This is a genomic window from Saccharothrix sp. DSM 118769 (genome assembly GCF_052936295.1).
Genome location: NZ_CP193627.1, coordinates 1 through 19,325, shown reverse-complemented (window position 1 = coordinate 19,325; position 19,325 = coordinate 1). Strand labels below are relative to the sequence as shown.

17 protein-coding genes, 2 tRNA genes and 1 pseudogene are annotated in these 19,325 nt (G+C 71.3%); 4 read left to right on the top strand and 16 right to left on the bottom strand.

What is annotated here, in order from left to right:
- Positions 1–3: 3 nt before the first annotated feature.
- Together ACRAKJ_RS00100 and ACRAKJ_RS00095 are read right to left on the bottom strand one after the other, a co-directional pair.
- Positions 4–162: a hypothetical protein gene (locus ACRAKJ_RS00100; protein ID WP_170185175.1), complete on the bottom strand. Its 159-nt coding sequence runs from the start codon at positions 160–162 to the stop codon at positions 4–6.
- On the bottom strand, positions 162–1,508 hold the full coding sequence (locus ACRAKJ_RS00095) for a class E sortase (protein ID WP_438919654.1): 1,347 nt from the start codon (positions 1,506–1,508) through the stop codon (positions 162–164). The genes ACRAKJ_RS00100 and ACRAKJ_RS00095 overlap by 1 nt, the downstream gene beginning before the upstream one ends.
- A gap of 578 nt (positions 1,509–2,086) precedes the next feature.
- Here ACRAKJ_RS00095 and crgA point away from each other — a divergent pair.
- Together crgA and ACRAKJ_RS00085 are read left to right on the top strand one after the other, a co-directional pair.
- Positions 2,087–2,353 (top strand): cell division protein CrgA, encoded by a 267-nt coding sequence (gene crgA, locus ACRAKJ_RS00090; RefSeq protein ID WP_306744149.1) that lies wholly within the window; start codon positions 2,087–2,089, stop codon positions 2,351–2,353.
- Between the two features lie 215 nt (positions 2,354–2,568).
- Entirely contained in the window at positions 2,569–2,982 is a 414-nt protein-coding gene (locus tag ACRAKJ_RS00085) for a PH domain-containing protein (RefSeq protein ID WP_447008845.1), read from the top strand.
- A gap of 73 nt (positions 2,983–3,055) precedes the next feature.
- Here ACRAKJ_RS00085 and ACRAKJ_RS00080 read toward each other — a convergent pair whose 3' ends face one another.
- Both ACRAKJ_RS00080 and ACRAKJ_RS00075 read right to left on the bottom strand, forming a co-directional pair.
- Complete coding sequence (locus tag ACRAKJ_RS00080; RefSeq protein WP_447008844.1) at positions 3,056–3,946, bottom strand: rhomboid family intramembrane serine protease; 891 nt, start codon at positions 3,944–3,946, stop codon at positions 3,056–3,058.
- Complete coding sequence (locus tag ACRAKJ_RS00075) at positions 3,947–4,495, bottom strand: peptidylprolyl isomerase (protein WP_447008843.1); 549 nt, start codon at positions 4,493–4,495, stop codon at positions 3,947–3,949.
- A gap of 95 nt (positions 4,496–4,590) precedes the next feature.
- Between ACRAKJ_RS00075 and ACRAKJ_RS00070 the strand changes: the two genes are divergently transcribed.
- Positions 4,591–5,289 (top strand): hypothetical protein, encoded by a 699-nt coding sequence (locus tag ACRAKJ_RS00070; RefSeq protein WP_447008842.1) that lies wholly within the window; start codon positions 4,591–4,593, stop codon positions 5,287–5,289.
- A 75-nt stretch (positions 5,290–5,364) separates the two neighbouring features.
- Here the strand turns inward: ACRAKJ_RS00070 and ACRAKJ_RS00065 are convergent, their stop codons facing one another.
- A complete protein-coding gene (locus tag ACRAKJ_RS00065; protein WP_438921069.1) occupies positions 5,365–5,919 on the bottom strand; it encodes a DUF2020 domain-containing protein in 555 nt (184 codons plus the stop codon).
- A 126-nt stretch (positions 5,920–6,045) separates the two neighbouring features.
- On the opposite strand from ACRAKJ_RS00065, the gene ACRAKJ_RS00060 reads away from it, so the two are divergent.
- Entirely contained in the window at positions 6,046–6,465 is a 420-nt protein-coding gene (locus tag ACRAKJ_RS00060; RefSeq protein ID WP_438921070.1) for a DoxX family membrane protein, read from the top strand.
- Between the two features lie 166 nt (positions 6,466–6,631).
- Here ACRAKJ_RS00060 and ACRAKJ_RS00055 read toward each other — a convergent pair.
- The 11 genes and pseudogenes from ACRAKJ_RS00055 to dnaA all read right to left on the bottom strand — a co-directional run bounded on the left by ACRAKJ_RS00055 (position 6,632) and on the right by dnaA (position 19,325).
- Positions 6,632–6,704 (bottom strand) — tRNA-Ala (locus ACRAKJ_RS00055).
- A gap of 44 nt (positions 6,705–6,748) precedes the next feature.
- Positions 6,749–6,862 (bottom strand): annotated as a pseudogene (locus ACRAKJ_RS00050) (DLW-39 family protein); the annotation flags it as partial.
- A gap of 35 nt (positions 6,863–6,897) precedes the next feature.
- Positions 6,898–6,971 (bottom strand) — tRNA-Ile (locus tag ACRAKJ_RS00045).
- Positions 6,972–7,024: 53 nt separating this feature from the next.
- Positions 7,025–7,900, bottom strand: a complete 876-nt coding sequence (locus tag ACRAKJ_RS00040) for a DUF3566 domain-containing protein (protein WP_438921071.1) — start codon at positions 7,898–7,900, stop codon at positions 7,025–7,027.
- 28 nt (positions 7,901–7,928) lie between these two features.
- Entirely contained in the window at positions 7,929–10,565 is a 2,637-nt protein-coding gene (gene gyrA / locus ACRAKJ_RS00035) for a DNA gyrase subunit A (protein WP_438921072.1), read from the bottom strand.
- Between the two features lie 46 nt (positions 10,566–10,611).
- Entirely contained in the window at positions 10,612–12,579 is a 1,968-nt protein-coding gene (gene gyrB, locus ACRAKJ_RS00030; protein ID WP_438921073.1) for a DNA topoisomerase (ATP-hydrolyzing) subunit B, read from the bottom strand.
- A gap of 235 nt (positions 12,580–12,814) precedes the next feature.
- The gene (locus tag ACRAKJ_RS00025) at positions 12,815–13,354 is read right to left on the bottom strand and encodes a DUF721 domain-containing protein (protein WP_438921074.1); all 540 of its coding nucleotides are present in this window, start codon (positions 13,352–13,354) and stop codon (positions 12,815–12,817) included.
- An 82-nt stretch (positions 13,355–13,436) separates the two neighbouring features.
- Positions 13,437–14,555, bottom strand: coding sequence for a DNA replication/repair protein RecF (gene recF / locus ACRAKJ_RS00020; RefSeq protein ID WP_438921075.1), 1,119 nt, complete (start codon positions 14,553–14,555; stop codon positions 13,437–13,439).
- A gap of 4 nt (positions 14,556–14,559) precedes the next feature.
- On the bottom strand, positions 14,560–15,474 hold the full coding sequence (gene gnd / locus ACRAKJ_RS00015; RefSeq protein WP_438921076.1) for a phosphogluconate dehydrogenase (NAD(+)-dependent, decarboxylating): 915 nt from the start codon (positions 15,472–15,474) through the stop codon (positions 14,560–14,562).
- A 41-nt stretch (positions 15,475–15,515) separates the two neighbouring features.
- Positions 15,516–16,652: a DNA polymerase III subunit beta gene (gene dnaN, locus ACRAKJ_RS00010; protein WP_438921077.1), complete on the bottom strand. Its 1,137-nt coding sequence runs from the start codon at positions 16,650–16,652 to the stop codon at positions 15,516–15,518.
- A gap of 1,068 nt (positions 16,653–17,720) precedes the next feature.
- Positions 17,721–19,325, bottom strand: a complete 1,605-nt coding sequence (dnaA, locus tag ACRAKJ_RS00005) for a chromosomal replication initiator protein DnaA (RefSeq protein WP_438921078.1) — start codon at positions 19,323–19,325, stop codon at positions 17,721–17,723.

Below are 19,325 nucleotides of genomic sequence, written 5' to 3'. Positions count from 1 at the left end.
GCCCTACTGCGGGGTGGTGACGTTGTTGAACGGGAGCTTCGGCTCCGCCCACGGGAACACCACGAACATCAGCAACGCCACCACCCCCGCGACCAGCACCAGGGCTTCGAGGACGCGCACGGGCAGCGGTCCCGGCAGGTGCCGCCAGATCCACCCGTACATCAGCTCTCCTTCATCTCTTCCGGTACGAACCCGGGCGCCTTCGGGTAGCTCATCGCCAGCACCGCGTGCACGATCAGCCGCTGCTTGTCCGAGAACCGCGGGTGGCACGTCGTCAGGGTCATCAGCGCCGCCTGCTGCGCGACCGGGACCTCGCCCGCGAAGTACGGCACCGGGCTGATCACCTCGCCCTGCGAGGGCAGCACGATCTCCTGGCCGACCGTCTTGTCGTACGGCGCGCCCAGCGGCGAGACCTTCTCGCACCTCGGGATCGACTGGCGCTCGGCCCAGCCCGCCACCTCGTCGGCCTTCGGCAGCACCCGGTAGACGAACCACTGCGCCTGCGTCTCGACCACGATCGCGTCGCACGAGCCGAGCAGGTCGAGGTCGTTGAACGGGGCCCCCTTGCCGACCCGGTGGCCCGCGACGGAGAAGTTGCCGGGGTCGCCGGGCAGCGCCGTGCCCTTGTAGTGGCCGGGGCCGATCTCCAGGTCCTTGTCCGTGGTGCCCTCGACGATCGAGAACTTGTAGTCGGGGCCGAAGACCGGGATGTACATCTTCGCGAACGCCTGGCCGTCCAGCAGCTCGTACTTGACCTCCCGCTGCGGGTCGGCCTCGACCGTGTCGGCGCCCCACTGCTCGTCGAGCGCGACGGTGGCGTCGTCCTGCTTGCCGGCCGAGATGAGGTCGGTGACGTAGACCTCGTAGACGACGAACAGCAGGATCACCAGGCCCGCCGTGATCAGCAGCTCGCCGACCGCGCGGACGGACTTGCGGGCCGCGCTCTCGGGGGGCGGGGCCGGCCGGTCGTCGGCGGCCTCGGCGTCCTCGTCGTCGTAGCCGTCGTAGTGGTCGTCGTCCTCGTAGTACTCGTCGTCGTAGTCGTCGTCGTACTCGTCCTCGACGGCCGCGATGACCTCGGTCGGCGGGTCCACCGGCCGGGGGCGCGGCGGGGGGCGGCGTGCGCCGGGGGCGGGCCCGGGGCCAGGCACGGGACCAGGCGCGGGCGCGGGGGGCAGGCTGCCGGAGAACGCGTTCGTGTACTGGGTGGCGTCGGCGTCGTGCACCGGACCGGGCTGCGCCGGGCCCTGGCGCGCCGGATCGGGCTGCGCGAACCCGGGCTGCGCGAACCCGGGCTGACCAGGGCCGGGCTGCCCAGGGCCGGGTCGGGGCCTGCGCGGGCCAGGGCTCGGCACCGCGCCGGGCGGCGGCAGGGCACCGGGCGGCGGCAGGGCACCGGGCGGCGGCGGGGCACCGGGCGGCGGCGGGACACCGAGCCGGGCGCTCAGGTCACCGGAGGCACCCTCCTCGCGCAGCGCCCGACGACCGGGCACCGGCCCAGCAGGCACCGGCCCACCGGGAACACCGTCGTCGGGCAGGGCCCGGCGGCCCGGCGCACCCGCTCCCCCGGGCCGGTCGAAGCCGGGGGCCGGCGGGGCCAGGGGGGCCGCAGGGCGATCCGATTGGCCCGGACGAGTGAATCCTCCCGGCGGGGTTCGGGGTCGCTCCTGGGCCTGCGGGGCCGGTCGGTCGAAGCCCGCGGGCGGGGTCTGGGGGCGGTCGAAGGCTCCGGGGCGGCCCGGGTGGGGGAAGCCGGCGGGTGGGGTGCCGGGCCTCGCGACACCGGCCGCGGGCGTGGGCGGGCGGTCGAAACCGCCTGGTGGCGTGGGTGGGCGGTCGTGCGGAGCGCCCGGCGGGAAGGGCTCGCGGGGCGGTTGGTCCGGGCGGGGCGTGGGTCGTGGCGACCGGCCCGACGGGCCGCCTTGCGGCGGAGGCGGGTCGTAGCTCACCGGAAGACCTCCCGTGCCGAACGTTCCAGAACTACACGCCGCTTTAGCGACCTGCTTGGTTACGTTAACGTGTTCATCCAGCAGTGGACGTGAACCCGCGCCACTGGAGACCTATCCACCCGTCAGGCGAGGACAGCATGCCCAAGTCCAAGGTCCGCAAGAAGGCCGTCTACACGGCGCCTGCCGATCGCCGCACCCCGGTGAAGGTCAAGGCAGCGGGGCCGTCCCACCCCGTCTACATCGCCGTGATGCTCGGCTTCATGCTGCTGGGGCTGGCGTGGCTGGTGGTCAACTACATCGCGGGCGACAAGGTGCCGGTGATGATGGACCTCGGGTCCTGGAACTTCGGCATCGGGTTCGCGCTGATGATCGTCGGTCTGCTGATGACCATGAAGTGGCGCTGACCAGCGCTACGCCACGTGGCCGACGGCCCGGACGTGCACCACGTCCGGGCCGTTCCGCGTCCACCTGTCGTTCACCGCGTTCACCCATCGGTCACCGAAGAACACGGCTGTAAGTCATCCCCAATGGGGACAACTCCTGTGGACAACTTTGCGCCTGATTGCACAAGCGCCGGTCCGGGGCTCCAGTTGTCCACAACTACGGAAGACTCGGAAGCGTGAACCCACCCCGTTCCTGGTCCCCGCAGCCGGGCATGGTCGGCCTCGCCTGGGGCCTGGCCGCCGTGTTGCTGCTGGTCACGGTCCTCAGCTCGGCCGCGACGAGCCGCCTCTTCCTCGGCCTGGCCACGCTCCTGCTGCTGGCGGTCGCCGGTTACGGCACGTACGTCCGGCCCCGGCTCACGGTGGACGACGACGGCCTGACCGTCCGCACCCTCACCGGCGCCCACACCCTTCCGTGGCACGAGGTGAAGGTGCGCCTGGTGCACACCCGCCGCCTCGGCCGCGAGACCCCGTCGCTGGAGCTGGACTGGCAGCGCGGCGAGGACGAGCAGCTGTTCGTGTTCACCACCGTGGACCTCGGCACGGACCCGCGCGACGTCGCCGACGTCCTGCACGCCCTGCGCCCGTGACCCCCGCCGGGTGGCCCCACCGCCCCGGGCGGGGTCGGCGCGCGGCCGACCCCGCCCGGGGCGGTGGGGCGCCTCAGACGAGCTGCCCGGTCCGCACGACCGCCAGCACGACCAGCAGCACGACGGCACCGGCGACCACGACCGCCTGGTAGGTGTCCCGCTTCGCCGCCGGCGCGTAGACCAGCCCGGCGGTGAGCGCCGCGCCGACCACCAGGCCACCGAGGTGGCCGAGCAGCGAGATGCCCGGCAGCGTGAAGCTGAGCACCACGTTCAGGCCGATCACGCCGAGCGCGGGCCCGGGGCTGAGCTTGAGCCGCAGCACGGCCACCAGCATCGCGCCCATCAGGCCGTACACCGCGCCCGAGGCGCCCGCGACGACCGAGGAGAGCGAGCCGAACAGGTACACCGCGACCCCGCCGCCGAGCAGCGAGACGAAGTACACGACGGTGAACCGGAGCCGGCCGAACACCGGTTCCAGGTCACGGCCCAGCACGTACAGGGCGATCATGTTGAGCGCCAGGTGCGCGGGCCCGTAGTGCAGGAACCCGGACGTGACGAGCCGCCACCACTCGTCCTCCAGCGCGACGACGGGCGTCCACATCACCAGCGCCTGGAACAGCGACGAGGCGCGGGCGTTGTCGACCAGGCTGCCGGACTGGACGGCGGTGATCGCGAACATCAGCACGTTGAGCGCGATCAGCACCGGTGTGACCAGCGTCTTCGGGCCGGTGAACTCCGCGCCGACGAACGTGCGGGCGGTGCGCGTGGTGCGCCTGCCCTCGTTCACGCAGTCGACGCACTGGTAGCCGACGGACGCCTCGCGCAGGCACTCGGGGCACGCCGGCCGCTCGCAGCGGGTGCACCGCAGGCCGGTGGCCCGGTCGGGGTGGCGCGGGCAGACCGCGGGGTCTGGTCGCGCCCCGACCGGGTCACCGGGCGGCGGGGTGATCGGCGAATCGGCCACTCAGGCCCGCTCCACCGAGACCTTCTCGATGACCACGTCGGTGACCGGGCGGTCACCGGCGCCGGTCGGGAGCTTGCCGATCGCGTCGACGACGTTGCGGGAGTCCTGGTCCGCGACCTCGCCGAAGATCGTGTGCTTGAAGTTCAGCCACGTGGTGGGCGCGACCGTGATGAAGAACTGGGAGCCGTTGCTGTTGGGGCCGGCGTTCGCCATGGCCAGCAGGTAGGGCTTGTTGAACTGGAGCTCCGGGTGGAACTCGTCGGCGAACTTGTAGCCGGGGCCGCCGCGGCCGGTGCCCGTGGGGTCACCGCCCTGGAGCATGAAGCCCGCGATCACCCGGTGGAAGATCGCACCGTCGTAGAAGGGGCCGGACTTGTCGCCCTTGGCGTTGGCCTCGGAGTAGGACTTCGTGCCCTCGGCCAGGCCGACGAAGTTCGCCACCGTCTTGGGGGCGTGGTCGGGGAAGAGGTTGATGCGGATGTCGCCCTGCGAGGTGTGCAGGGTCGCCGTCACCTTGGTCCCGACGAACGATTCGTTGCTGTCTGCCACTACCCCATCGTGCCATCACCGGGCGCGGTGGTTGGGGAAGGGGCAGGATGGGTATTGCCTGGGGCGTGACTGACCGACGGCTTCTGGAGCGCGACATGAACGAGGTGGACACCATGGCCCGGGTCGGTGAGCGTGCCGGGGAGTCGGTCGGCAAGGCAGTGCGCGCCGCTCGTCTCGGTGCCGTTCGTGCTGGTCACGCCAGCGCTGACGTCGCCGCGCAGCTCGCGGAGCGCGCCGAGGGCAAGCTCGCCGAGCGCGGTGTGACCCGGGACTACGTCCGCGGTGTCATCGCCGACAAGGCGGGCGTGCTGGTCGAGAAGGCCGAGGAGGTCGAGAAGTCGACCCGTCGGAGCCGCAAGCAGCTCGCCAAGAGGGCCAAGGGCGTCCGCAAGGACGTGGTGAAGGCCACCGAGCGGGCCCGCAAGGAGGCCAAGGTGCGCGCCAAGGACGTGCGCAAGGCCGCCGAGCAGGCGCGCAAGGAGCTGGCGGCGGCCAAGGCCCCGAAGAGCCGCCGGTGGCCGTGGGTGCTGGGCGTGTTCGCCGCCGCCGCGGTGGCGGGCTACCTGGCCCTCACGAAGCGGCCGCAGGAGGTGCACCTGGAGGAGGTCGTGGAGCCCACGACCGAGACCACGGGCACCAGCACCGCGGGCACCAGCACCGCGGGCACCGGGACTGGGACCGGGAGCACCGAGACCGGGACCACCGGGACCGCGACCGCCGGGACGACGACCACCGGGCCCGTGCGCGAGCACGCGGCCCGCAACGGCCAGATCTCGGACCACAGCCGGAGCTGACCGACGACGACGTCCGCGCCCGATCCCGTGAACCGGGATCGGGCGCGGAGCCGTGTCCGGGGTGGGTCGGGCCGGTCAGAGGCCGAGGTCGGCCACGACGGCCTTGACGATCTCGCGCGCCTTGATCGTCTGCTTCTGGTTGCTGGTCACGACGACCGCGTCCCCGCCCTTCGACACGGCGTACACCGCGCCGGTGTCGGTGGACAGCGAGCCGCCCTCCCAGCCGGCGGGCTCGGCGGCGGGGTTGGAGTCGGCCACCGGCGCCGCCCGGTCGACCACGGCCTCCGCCGTCGCCGGGTCGCCGTGGAACACCCACACCGACAGCTGGACCTCGGTGGCGTTCGCGTAGAAGAAGCACGCCGGGTCGGGCCGGTCGGCGGAGAGCCTGACCTTGCGCACGAGCTGGCCGTTGGACTCCTGGACGACGGCGGACGCCAGGTAGGGGCACTCGCCGTCGACGGCGGGCTGCGGCACGGGCGGAGGGCCCGCGGGTCCGGTCGTCGTGGCCGCCGCCGCGCTGGACGGCGGCGCCGCGGGCGTGGTGGCCGCGGTCGGTTCCCGGTCGCCGCACGCGGTGAGCAGGCCGAGGACCAGCAGGGAGGGCAGGGCGGTGAGCAGCACTCGGTTCATAGGGCCGCCAGTCAACCAGAACCTTCGACATTGTTTCGACAGGGTGACCACCTAGGCACGTACGGTCATCCCCGTTAGGTTGTCCTTACCCTGCCGGCCGCCCCTGCTGTGAAGGACTGAGTTCGCATGAACGTTCTTGACCGCGGTCGCGACCACGCAATCGCCGTGTTCCGGATCGTCGTCGGCGTGTTGTTCATGTGCCACGGCGCGCAGAAGTTGTTCGGCGTGCTGGGGTCCAAGGGTGCTGTGTCGATCACCGATTGGCCCTCCGGGCCCGCCGGGCTGATCGAGTTCGTCGGTGGCGCGCTGATCGTCATCGGCCTCGGCACCCGCGTCGCCGCGCTGATCTCCTCCGGAGCGATGGCCTACGCGTACTTCGTGGTGCACCAGCCCGCCGGGCTCCTGCCCATCCAGAACAAGGGTGAGCTCGCCGCGGTGTACGCGTGGGTGTTCCTGCTGCTGGCGTTCACCGGTCCCGGCTCGTGGGCCTTGGACAAGGTGATCGCCTCACGTCGCAAGCAGGAGCACCAGCTGGTGAACGCGTAGTCGCGCACGCACTAGCAGAGGCAGCACGAAGGCCCGCACCCAGCGGCAATGGGTGCGGGCCTTCCACCTGTCGGTGTCGTGCGCGGAACCGTGAAACGTCGTGCGCGGAACCGTGAAACGCAAACGGCTCGCACTCGTGGTGACAGGAGTACGAGCCGGTGGAGCGTGGAGACGAGGGGAATCGAACCCCTAACCCCCGCCTTGCAAAGGCGGTGCTCTGCCAATTGAGCTACGTCCCCCTCGCGAGGGGCGGCAGACGGGGACCGCCCTCGCGGTGTCAGGCGGTGGGAGCGGTGGCCTCGCGCCACAGGTCCGCGTCGGCCTTCGCCGAGCGGTTGCGCTTGACGAAGAACAGGACCGCACCGGCGACTGCAACGAGTGCGATGATCTTCTTCACGGCGATTCCCCTCTGCGATGCCGTTGAACTTCCGGTGGGCCTAGGAGGACTCGAACCTCCGACCTCTTCGTTATCAGCGAAGCGCTCTAACCGTCTGAGCTATAGGCCCTTGGGGCAACGACGAGAACCTTACAACACGTCCCGCCGCGGCCCCAAATCGGGTCACTCCCTCTCGGAGAGGGTCACTTCCAGACCACCCGCGAGGTCGGCCGACACGTTGTAGACGAACGAACCGACGGTGGCGAGGGCGGTGAACAGGACGATGTTCACCGCGCCCACGATCGCCGCCACGCCGAACACGCGACCGGCGCTGATCAGCGGGTCACCGCTCGGCTCGTTGCCCTGGAGCAGGTCGTTGGCGGTGTTGTTGATCTTGTCCCACACGCCCATGCCGTTCAGCACGCCGTAGAGCACGCCGACCGCCACCAGCCACACGAAGAACAGCGCCACGCTGAGCACCAGGGCGAGCTTCAGCACCGACCACGGGTCGACCCGCTTGACCTGGAGGCTCGCCCGCCGCGGGCCGCGCCCCGGGCGGCGCGACGACGAGGACGCCCCGCTGGCCGCCGGCCTGCCGTTCTGCGCGCCGAGGTTCACCTGCGTGCGCGCCGAGCCGGACGCGGCCGAGCCGGGCACCACCGGCCGGGCCACCGCGACCGTGTCCGGGTCGTTCGCCGGGTACGCGGGCTGCGCCATCTGGGTGGTCTGCTCGGGCGGGGCGATCAGGTCGGCCGGGCCGACCTGCTGCGCCTCGCCGTACTGCTGGTCGCTCGCCCCCCGCGCCCACGGCGGGGGCGCGGCGGCGTGGTGGTCGTCCCCGACCTTGTCCGACCCCGACGTGTCGGCGCCGGCCTTGTCGGACCCGGTCCTCTCCGGCCCGCCCGCGCCGTCCGCCGCCGGCACGGCGGGGGTCTCGGACTTCTCGGACACCTCCGAGGGGGCGACCACCGGCTTCCCGGCGTCCTCCGCCGGTTTCGGCTCCGCGCCGGGCCGGGTGATCACCGCGGTCTTGTCCTCTGGCTTCTCGGGTGGAGTCACGAGCAGTCCTCAACCTCTCGTTCGCGCGCTAGTTGGCCGGCCCGGCCTGGTCGTCCTCGACCCCGGCACCGGGGTCGTCGGCCGAACCGCCGTCGACCGGGTCGACGATCGAACCGCCGTCGACGATCGGGCGACCGTCGGAAGCGGCGGTCGGCACGGGGTCGGCGACGGGAACCCCGTCACCAGTGGTGACGTCCACGGGCTCGTCGGCGTTGCGCGCCACCGCGATCAGGGTTGTCCCCTCGCCGAGGTTCATCAGCCGAACGCCCTTCGTCTGCCGTCCCGCCTTGCGCACCTCCTTGGCGCTGGTCCTGATGACGCCGCCCGAGGAGGTGATCGCGTAGAGCTCGTCGTCGACGTCGACGATGAGCGCGCCGACAAGCCTCCCACGCCTGCGGTCGTGCTGGATCGTCAACACACCCTTGCCCCCTCGCCCCTGCACCGGGTAGTCCTCGATCGGAGTGCGCTTGGCGTACCCGCCGTCGGTGGCCACCAAAACAAACAGACCCTCTTGGACGACACCCACCGAGAGCAGCTCGTCACCGGTGTTGAAGCGCATCCCCAGCACGCCCGAGGTGGCGCGGCCCATCGGGCGCAGCGCCTCGTCGCTGGCGTGGAACCGGATGGACTGGCCGTCGGCCGAGATCAGCTGGAGGTCGTCCTCCGCCGAGCACAGCACCGCGCCGACCAGCTCGTCGTCGTCGCGCAGGTTGATGCCGATCAGGCCGCCGGAGCGGTTGGAGTCGAAGTCGGACAGCTTCGACTTCTTGACCAGGCCCTTCTTGGTCGCGAGCACCAGGTACGGCGCGACCTCGTAGTTCTTGATCTGGATGACCTGGGCGATCTCCTCCTCCGGCTGGAACGCCAGGAGGTTGGCCACGTGCTGGCCGCGGGCGTTGCGGTTCGCCTCGGGCAGCTCGTACGCCTTGGCCCGGTACACGCGGCCCTTGTTGGTGAAGAACAGGATCCAGTCATGCGTGGAGCACACGAAGAAGTGCTGCACGATGTCGTCCTGCTTGAGCTGGGCGCCCTGGACGCCCTTGCCGCCGCGCTTCTGCGAGCGGTACAGGTCGGTCTTCGTGCGCTTCGCGTAACCCGTGCGGGTGATCGTGACGACGACGTCCTCGACCGCGATGAGGTCTTCCATCGACACGTCGCCGTCGAACGGCACGATCTTGGTGCGCCGGTCGTCGCCGTGCTTCTCGACGATCGCCAGCAGCTCCTCGCGCACGATCGCGCGCTGCCGCTGCGGGGTCGCCAGGATGTCCTGGAGGTCGGCGATCTCCACCTCGATCTCGGCCAGCTGGTCGATGATCTTCTGCCGCTCCAGGGCCGCCAGGCGGCGGAGCTGCATCTCCAGGATCGCGTTGGCCTGGAGCTCGTCGACGTCGAGCAGCTCCATCAGGCCGGTGCGCGCCAGGTCGGGCGTCTGCGACCGCCGGATCAGGGCGATCACCGCGTCGAGCTGGTCGAGCGCCTTGACCAGGCCGCGCAGCAGGTGGGCCCGCTCCTCGGCCTTGCGCAGCCGGAACCGCGTGCGCCGGACGATGACCTCGACCTGGTGCTTCACGTAGTGCCGGATCATCTGGTCCAGGCGCAGCGTGCGCGGGATGCCGTCGACCAGCGACAGCATGTTCACGCCGAAGGAGTACTGGAGCTGGGTGTGCTTGTAGAGGTTGTTCAGCACGACCTTGGCCACCGCGTCGCGCTTGAGCGTGATCACGATGCGCATGCCGATGCGGCGGTTCGACTCGTCGGCGATGTTCGCGATGCCGGTGAGCTTCTGGTCGCGGACCAGGGTGGCGATGTTCTCCACCAGGTTGTCCGGGTTGACCTGGTACGGCAGCTCGGTGACGACCAGGATCGTGCGGCCCTTGGCGTCCTCGTCGATCTCGACGACCGCGCGCATCTTCACCGAGCCGCGGCCGGTGCGGTAGGCGTCCTGGATGCCGGAGTTGCCGAGGATCAGGCCGTGGGTCGGGAAGTCCGGCCCCTTGATCCGCTCGATCATCGCCTCCAACGTCTCCTCGTCGGAGGCGTCGGGGTTGTCCAGCGCCCACACCACGCCGTCCGCGACCTCGCGGAGGTTGTGCGGCGGGATGTTGGTGGCCATGCCGACCGCGATGCCGGCGCTGCCGTTGATCAGCAGGTTGGGCACGCGCGACGGGAGGACCGTCGGCTCCTGGATGCGACCGTCGTAGTTGTCGCGGAAGTCGACGGTGTCTTCCTCGATGTCGGCCAGCATCTGCATGGCCAACGGGGTGAGCCGGCACTCGGTGTAGCGCATGGCGGCGGCCGGGTCGTTGCCCTGGGAGCCGAAGTTGCCCTGGCCGTCGATCAGCGGGTACCGCAGGGCCCACGGCTGGGCGAGGCGGACCAGCGCGTCGTAGATCGCCGAGTCGCCGTGCGGGTGGTAGTTGCCCATCACGTCGCCCACGACGCGGGCGCACTTGTTGTAGCTGCGGTCCGGGCGGAAGCCGGAGTCGAACATCGAGTACAGGACGCGCACGTGCACGGGCTTGAGGCCGTCGCGCACGTCGGGCAGCGCTCGTCCCACGATCACGCTCATCGCGTAGTCGATGTACGAGTTCTGCATCTCCTGCTGGATGTCGCGCAGCTCCGTGCGGTCCCCCCCGGTCGCCGGGGGCAGCGTCGTCTCGCTCACAGTTCTTCTTCCTTAAGGGCAAGCCAGCGGGTCGGGGCGGGGACGGTCAGACGTCGAGGAACCGCACACCCTTGGCGTTGCGGGTGATGAACGAGCGGCGGGCTTCCACGTCCTCGCCCATCAGCACGCTGAACAGCTCGTCGGCGGTCGCGGCGTCGTCCATGGTCACCTGGAGCAGCACCCGGTTGGCCGGGTCCATCGTCGTCTCCCACAGCTCGGAGGCGTTCATCTCGCCGAGCCCCTTGTAGCGCTGGATGTTGTCGTCCTTGCCGATCTTCCTGCCCGCGGCGAGGCCGGCCTGGACCAGGCCGTCGCGCTCGCGGTCGGAGTAGGCGTACTCCGGCTCCGCGCGCTGCCACTTGATCTTGTAGAGCGGCGGCTGCGCGAGGTACACGTGGCCGTGCTCGATCAGCGGGCGCATGAACCGGAACAGCAGGGTCAGCAGCAGGGTGCGGATGTGCTGGCCGTCGACGTCGGCGTCGGCCATCAGCACGATCTTGTGGTACCGCAGCTTGGAGAGGTCGAAGTCCTCGTGGATGCCGGTGCCGAACGCGGTGATCAGCGACTGGACCTCGTTGTTCTTCAGCACGCGGTCGATGCGCGCCTTCTCCACGTTGATGATCTTGCCGCGGATCGGCAGGATCGCCTGGAACATGGAGTCGCGGCCCTCCTTGGCCGAGCCGCCCGCGGAGTCGCCCTCCACGACGTAGATCTCGCACTCCTCCGGGTTGGTGGAGCGGCAGTCCTTGAGCTTGCCGGGCAGGCCGCCGATGTCCAGCGCGCCCTTGCGGCGCACCAGCTCGCGGGCCTTGCGGGCGGCGATGCGGGCCTGCGCCGACGAGACCGACTTGGTGACGATCGTCCGCGCCTCGTTCGGGTGGCGCTCGAACCAGTCGGCCAGGTGCTCGTTCGTCGACTTCTGCACGAACGACTTGGCCTCGCTGTTGCCCAGCTTGGTCTTCGTCTGGCCCTCGAACTGCGGCTCCTTGAGCTTGACCGAGATGATCGCGGCCAGGCCCTCGCGGATGTCGTCGCCGGTGAGGTTCGAGTCCTTCTCCTTGAGCAGCTTCTTGTCGCGCGCGTACTCGTTGACCACGCGGGTCAGCGCGGCGCGGAAGCCCTCCTCGTGCGTGCCGCCCTCGTGCGTGTTGATCGTGTTCGCGAAGGTGTAGACCGACGGCGTGTAGCCGGTGTTCCACTGCATCGCGACCTCGACCTCGAGGTCCTCGCCCTTCGCCTCGAACGAGACGACCTTCTGGTGCACGGCCTCGCGCGTGTGGTTGATGTGGCGGACGAAGTCCTCCAGACCACCCGGGTAGTGGAAGACGCGCTCCTTCACCGCGGCCACGTGGCCCTCGGCGTCGGCCTCGGCGTCGGCGTCCTGCACGCGCTCGTCGCGCAGGATGATCGTGAGGCCCTTGTTCAGGAAGGCCATCTCCTGGAGGCGGCGCGAGATCGTCTCGATGTTGTACTCGGTGGTCTCGAAGATCTCCGGGTCCGCCCAGAACGTGATCGTGGTGCCGGTGTCGTCGGTCGGCTCACCCTTGCGCAGCTCGTGGGCCGGCTTGGTGTTCTCGTAGCGCTGGTTCCACGTGAAACCCTGGCGCTTGACCTCGACGTCGACGGCGGTGGACAGCGCGTTCACCACCGAGATGCCGACGCCGTGCAGGCCGCCGGACACCGCGTAGGAGTCGCTGTCGAACTTGCCGCCCGCGTGCAGCTTGGTGAGGACGACCTCCAGCGTCGGCTTCTTCTCCACCGGGTGCATGTCGACCGGGATGCCGCGGCCGTCGTCGATGACCCGGACGCCGCCGTTGGCCAGCAGGGTCACGTCGACCACGGTCGCGTACCCGGCCATGGCCTCGTCGACGGAGTTGTCCACGACCTCCTGGATCAGGTGGTGGAGACCGCGCTCGCCGGTCGACCCGATGTACATGCCGGGCCGCTTGCGAACCGCCTCCAGACCTTCCAGGACGGTGATCGAGGACGCGCTGTACTCATTCTTGGCTGCCACGGGCCTGGTGTCTCCTCGGACTTCACGCGACTGGGACCGTCGCCGGGCGACGCTGGGTTGCGCTACCCCTCGATTCTACCGGCGAGGACCGACAGAAACCCACTTAGGACACCCCTGGTTTCCTCACAGGCGGCCCGAAGTGAAGGTGGATGGGTACGGACGGCGGTTGCCGGGCTGAAAATCGGCTGGTGAGCGCTCACCGCCCCACAGGATCGCCGCTGCGGCCCTGGCGGCATCACCCGTAGGTGTCACGCGGCCCGCGGCCTGGGACGTGCCTGGGGCCGAAGCGCCAGTTCGGCGCCGCCGGGCCCTGCACCCTCAGGCTCGTCACCACGCCGTTGCCCACGCCCGCCGCGATGCGCTTGATGAGCTCGCGCTGGAGCAGCCGCAGCTGCGTCGCCCACGCCGTCGAGTCGGCCTGCACGGTCAGCTCGCCGTTCTCGAACGAAACCGGCCGCGCGTGCTCGGCGACGTCCTCCCCCACCAGCTTCGGCCAGCGCGCGAACACCTGCCCGCCCGCCAGCCGCTCCACCCAGCCCCGGTCGGCGGCGATCCGCGCGGCCAGCCTGCCGAGGGGCTGCGGGTCGCGGTCGTCCGGGCCCGGCCCCGACCAGCGGCGCCGGCGCCGGCGGCCCGCGGCGGCGCCCGTGCCGGTGCCCTTGCGGACGCCGCGCACACCGCGCTCCTTGGCCGACGCGCGGGCGGCCTCCAGGGCGGCCCGCGCGAGGTCCGACCCCCGAAGTCCACCCCCTTGAGCGACTTCAGCTGTGGACATGTCCGGTTTCGTGGCCGAGTTATCCACACCATCCACAGGGTTGTCCCCAGATGTGGAGCGCGTCACACCCGATCGGTCCAGTTCACCGGACACGGCTCACCTCCCCGTGGCCGACCTCGAACCGCGCGCCCTCCAGCTCCTCGGGCACGTCCTCCGCGACCGCCGCGGTGATCACCACCTGCTCGGCCGCCGCCGCCACCTTCGCCAGCTGCCGGCGGCGGCCCCGGTCCAGCTCGGCGAACACGTCGTCGAGCACCAGCACCGGCTCGGCGCCCTCCGCGCGCAGCAGCTCGTACCCGCCGAGCCGCAGCGCCAGCGCGAACGACCACGACTCGCCGTGGCTCGCGTAGCCCTTCGCCGGCAGCTCGCCGAGGAACAGCTCCAGGTCGTCGCGGTGCGGGCCGACCAGGCACACGCCCCGGTCGACCTCCTGCGGCCGGACCCGGTTCAGCTCGGCGAGCAGCGCGTCCTCCAGCACCTCGCGGTCGTGCACGCCGGGGAACGCCTCCCCCAGGCTCGAGCGGTACACCACCCGCGCCGGCCGGGACTCCGGCGCGACCTCCGCGTACGCGGCGGCCACGTGCGGCGCGATGTCCGCGACCAGGTCCAGCCGGGCGGCCAGCAGCTCCGCGCCGTGCCGGGCCAGGTGCCCGTCCCACACGTCGAGCGTGCCGAGGTCGGCGTTGCGGCTCGCCCGCACCGTCTTCAGCAGCGCGCCCCGCTGCCTGAGCACGCGGTCGTAGTCGGCGCGCACCCCCGCGTACCGGGGCGCGCGGGTGGTGAGCAGCTCGTCGAGGAACCGCCGCCGCTCACCGGGGTCGCCGCGCACGAGCGCCAGGTCCTCCGGCGCGAACAGCACCGTCCGGAGGATGCCCAGCACGTCGCGCGGGCGCGGCACCGGGCCGCGGTTGACCCGCGCCCGGTTCGCCTTCCCCGGCGTGACCTCCAGCTCGACCAGCAGCTCGCGCCCCTCGTTGACCACCGCCGTCCGGACCACGGCGCGGGACGCGCCGTGCCGGACCAGCGGCGCGTCCGTGGCCACCCGGTGGGAACCCAGGGTGGCCACGTAGCCCAACGCCTCGACCAGGTTCGTCTTGCCCTGGCCGTTGCGCCCGACCAGCACGCTCACGCCCGGCTCGAACGCCAGGTCGGCGTGCTCCCACGACCTGAAGTCGGTGACCTGGAGGTGCCGGACGTACAACGCGTCAGCTCTGCGTGGAGCCGGCACCGGACGAGGGACCCGCGGTCACCACGGCGTGGCCGCCGAACTGGTTGCGCAGGGCCGCGACCGCGCGCATGGCGGGCGAGTCGTCCTGGCGCGACGCGAACCGGGCGAACAGGGCGGCGGAGATCACCGGCGCGGGCACCGCGTGCTTGATCGCCTCCTCCACCGTCCACCGGCCCTCGCCGGAGTCCTCGACGTGACCGCGCAGGTCGTCCAGCTCCGGGTCCGACTCCAGCGCCCGGACCAGCAGGTCGAGCAGCCACGAGCGGACGACCGTGCCGCGCTGCCACGCCTTGATCGTGGCCGGCACGTCCTGCACCAGCTCGGACGCCTCCAGCAGCTCGAAGCCCTCCGCGTACGCCTGCATCAGGCCGTACTCGATGCCGTTGTGCACCATCTTCGCGAAGTGGCCGGCGCCGACCGGGCCCGCGTGCGCGAAGCCCTCCTCGCGCGGCCCCTCCGGGCGCAGCGCGTCGAAGATCGGCATGGCGCGCTCGACGTGCTCGGGCTCGCCGCCGACCATCAGGCCGTAGCCGACCTCCAGGCCCCACACGCCGCCGGACACGCCGGCGTCGACGTACGCGATGCCCTTGGCGGCCAGCGCCTCGGCGTTCTCCGAGTCGTCGGTGAAGCGCGAGTTGCCGCCGTCGATCACCAGGTCACCCGGTTCGAGCAGGTCGCCGAGCTCGGCGATCGTCTGCCGGGTGATCTCACCGGCGGGCACCATCACCCACACCACGCGGGGTGCGTCGAGCCTGCCCACCATGTCGGCGAGCGACTCGGCGTCGGTCACCTCCGGGTTGCGGTCGTAGCCGACCACCTCGTGCCCCGCGCGGCGGATGCGCTCGCGCATGTTGAAGCCCATCTTGCCGAGGCCGACGAGTCCGAGCTGCACGGTCGTTCCTCTTCCCTAGCGTCTGTGGATGGCGTTGTGGATCAGCCGGGCAGGCGCACGGGCATCAGCAGGTACAGGTAGCCCGGCGCCACGTCCCCATCCTCGTTCACCGGCTTCAGGAGCGCGGGCCGACTGGGTGTGGTGAAGGACAAGTGGGCGCGCGGCGTGCGCACCGCCTGGAGGCCCTCCAGCAGGTAGGTCGGGTTGAACGCGATGGTGACCTCGTCGCCGGTGTAGTCGACCGGCAGCTCCTCCTCGGCGCTGCCCTCGTCGTCACCGCCCGCCGACAGGCGCAGGCCCGACTCCACGAACTCCAGCCTGACCTGGGTGCCCCGCTCGGCGACCAGGGACACGCGCTTGATCGCCTGCACCAGCGCGTCGACCTCGATGACCGCGGCGGCCGAGTGCTCGGTGGGCAGCAGCTGGCGGTACTTCGGGAAGTCGGCGTCGAGCAGGCGGGTGGTCGTGCGGCGGCCCGTGCCGGACAGGCCGAGCAGCCCGTCGTTGGCGGCCAGCGACAGCTCGATCCTCGCGCCGGACGCGCCGAGCGTCTTCGCCGAGTCGTTCAGGGTCTTGGCGGGCACCAGGACGGCGACCTCGCCGAGCCCGTCGTTCGGCTCCCACGCGAACTCGCGCATCGCGAGGCGGAAGCGGTCGGTGGCCACGAGGGTCAGCTTGCCCTCCCCGATCTCCAACCGCACGCCGGTCAGCATCGGGAGCGTGTCGTCCTTGCCCGCCGCGACCGCGACCTGGGCGACGGCCTCGCCGAAGACGTCGCCCGGCAGCTCGCCGGCGAGCTGCGGCATGGACGGCAGCTGCGGGTAGTCCTCGACCGGCATGGTCGGCAGGGAGAACCGGGCGCTGCCGCAGGAGATGGTCATGCGCGAACCGTCGACCGCGATCTCGACGGGGTGGTTCGGCAGCGCCTTGGTGATGTCGGCCAGCAGCCGGCCGGAGACCAGCGCCTTGCCGCCGTCCGCGATCGTGGCCGGGACGCCGCACTGGGCGGACACCTCGTAGTCGAAGCCGGAGACGGTGAGCGCCTCGCCCGAGCCGTCCTCCGCACCCGCGTCCAGCAGGACGCCGCCGAGCACCGGGACGGGCGGCCTGGACGGCAGGCTGCGGGCGACCCAGGCGACGGCGTCGGCCAGGCCGTCGCGCTCGACGCGGATCTTCATGAGGCGTCCTTCCTCAAGTCGGCATGACCGGCAACAGCACGTGTTGCGGTGGGGGTTGGGGGGCCGCGTCCCTCGCCGGATCGGTCCGACCCTCGGCGCGGAGGTTCCCCACCGTAGAGCGTCGGGGCGTCCTTCGTCATCTCGGGTCCGCCCCCGGGGCGGAGCCTCCGTCCCCGGGCTCGACCCCCGCCTGTTTTTTCTTTGTTCTTCTCTTCAAGGGAAGACAACAGCAACAGCAGTAAGGGCTGTGGATTGTGTGGACAACACCTGTTTCAGCAGCTCGCCGCCTGCGTGGGGGTGTGGACGGAGACGGGGTGGCACCCGGGGACAACTCGGCGCACCCGGGGAGAACTCCGGCGGTGCTCCGTTCGGTCCACAGGAAGGCCGAGTTGTCCCCGGGTTAATCCCCGGGTGTGGGTCGAGTTGTACCCGGGTGCTGCACAGGGTGATCGTGGTGCGGATCTCCCCCCACGGGGCGTTTTCGCAGGGCTGTGGACAACTCGTCGCCGCAGGTGCACCCGGGTGCGGGCCCGGCGGGCCGGTCGGGCGACCTGGGCGGATCGCCTTGAGGGCCTGGACAGGGGGTATTCCGCGCCCCTGATGGGGTGATGTGCCGCGGAACCGGTTCCGCAGGGGTCCGCGCCCCGGGTGCGGGGCGTCCGCGGGCGTTCGGCGGGCGTCGCACCCGGGTGCCGCCGGCGCCCCGCCGCCCGGACCCGGCCGCCCCCGGGTGCGGGTCGGTCGCTCCCCGGGTGCGGCGGCGGCACCCGGGTGCGCGCGGGGCGGCGGGGAGGGCGGACCCCCGCGCCCGCCCGGGGCCCGAGTGGCCAACTCAGGGGTCCCGGGCGTTCGACTCTCGGGTCCCGGGCGTTGGACTCTCGGGGCCTGGAGGTTGGACTCTCGGGGCCTGGAGGTTGGACTCTCGGGGGGCGGGGGCGTGAGCGCATGGCTCGGGGGGCGTGAGCGCATGACTCGGGGGGTGCGGGTGCATGACTCGCGGGAGATGAGGAAACCCCCGTCGCGGTGGGGCGTGCGACGGGGGTTCGGGTGGGGCAAGCGTTTGCGGGGCTACGGGGTGCGGCGGGCGCGCTGCTTGATGCGCGACGTCAGCTCCTGCACCTGCTCGTAGACGCGGCGGCGCTCGGCCATCTCCTTGCGGATCTTCTTGTCCGCGTGCATGACCGTGGTGTGGTCCCGGCCGCCGAACGTCTGGCCGATCTTCGGCAGCGACAGGTCCGTCAGCTCGCGGCACAGGTACATGGAGATCTGCCGCGCCTGGGCCAGGACCTTGGTCTTGCCCGGCCCGCACAGGTCGTCTATGGACACGGAGAAGAACTCCGCGGTGACCGCCATGATCGTGGGCGCGGTGATCTCCGGGGCGTGCGAGTCCGGGATCAGGTCGCGCAGCACTATCTCGGCCAGCTGCACGTCGACCGGCTGCCGGTTGAGCGAGGCGAACGCGGTGACGCGGATGAGCGCGCCCTCCAGCTCGCGGATGTTCCGCTCGATCCGGGCCGCGATGAACTCCAGCACCTCGGCGGGCGCCGCCAACCGGTCCTGGGCCGCCTTCTTGCGGAGGATCGCGATGCGCGTCTCCAGCTCGGGCGGCTGGATGTCCGTGATCAGGCCCCACTCGAACCGGGTGCGCAGGCGGTCCTCCAGGGTCTCCAGCCGCTTGGGCGGCCGGTCGGAGGACACGACGATCTGCTTGTTCGAGTTGTGCAGCGTGTTGAACGTGTGGAAGAACTCCTCCTGCGTGCCTTCCTTGCCCTCCAGGAACTGGATGTCGTCGACGAGGAGCACGTCGATGTCCCGGTAGCGGCGCTGGAAGGCGACCTTGCGGTCGTCGCGCAGGGAGTTGATGAAGTCGTTGGTGAACTCCTCCGTCGACACGTACCGCACGCGCATCCCGGGGAACAGGCGCTGGGCGTAGTGCCCGACGGCGTGCAGCAGGTGCGTCTTGCCCAGACCGGACTCGCCCCAGATGAACAGGGGGTTGTACGCGCGGGCGGGCGCCTCGGCCACCGCGACGGCCGCGGCGTGGGCGAAGCGGTTGGACGCGCCGATGACGAAGGTGTCGAAGTTGTACTTCTCGTTCAGCCGGGTCTGCGAGGACGCCGGGTTCGCGGGCCGCGTGTACGGCACCCCGGTCGGCGCCGGCGCGTGCTGCCCGCCGCCGAACGTCGGCCAGATCTCGTTGACGGTGGCGAGCGCCTCGGCCTGCTCGTCGACCTCGTCCTCGCCGTCGCCGTCGGTCTCCGACTCGGAGCCGGGCGCACCGGGCAGGCCGGTGGTGAGCGGCGCGAGCGCCGCGGGTCCCCCGTTGAGCGGGACCATCGGCGCACCGGGGATCGGCACGTGGCCCAGGCCGGGCACGGCGGTCGGCACCGGGATCGGCGCTGTCACTGGATCGGGTGAATCAACCTTGACGGCCAGCGAGACGGCGCGGCCGAGGCGGCGGGACAGCGCGGCGGTGATGGGCTCGCGCAGCGCGCGCTCGATCGCTTCCTTGGCGAAGTCGCTCGGCGCGGCCAGCAGCGCGGTTCCGTCGAGCAGACCGATGGGACGCGTCACCCGCATCCACGCCCGTTGCTGGGGTGACAGGGTGCTGGCGGCCAACTCCTGCACCACCTGCTCCCACACTCGACCCAGATCGGTCTGGTGGTCGGACAC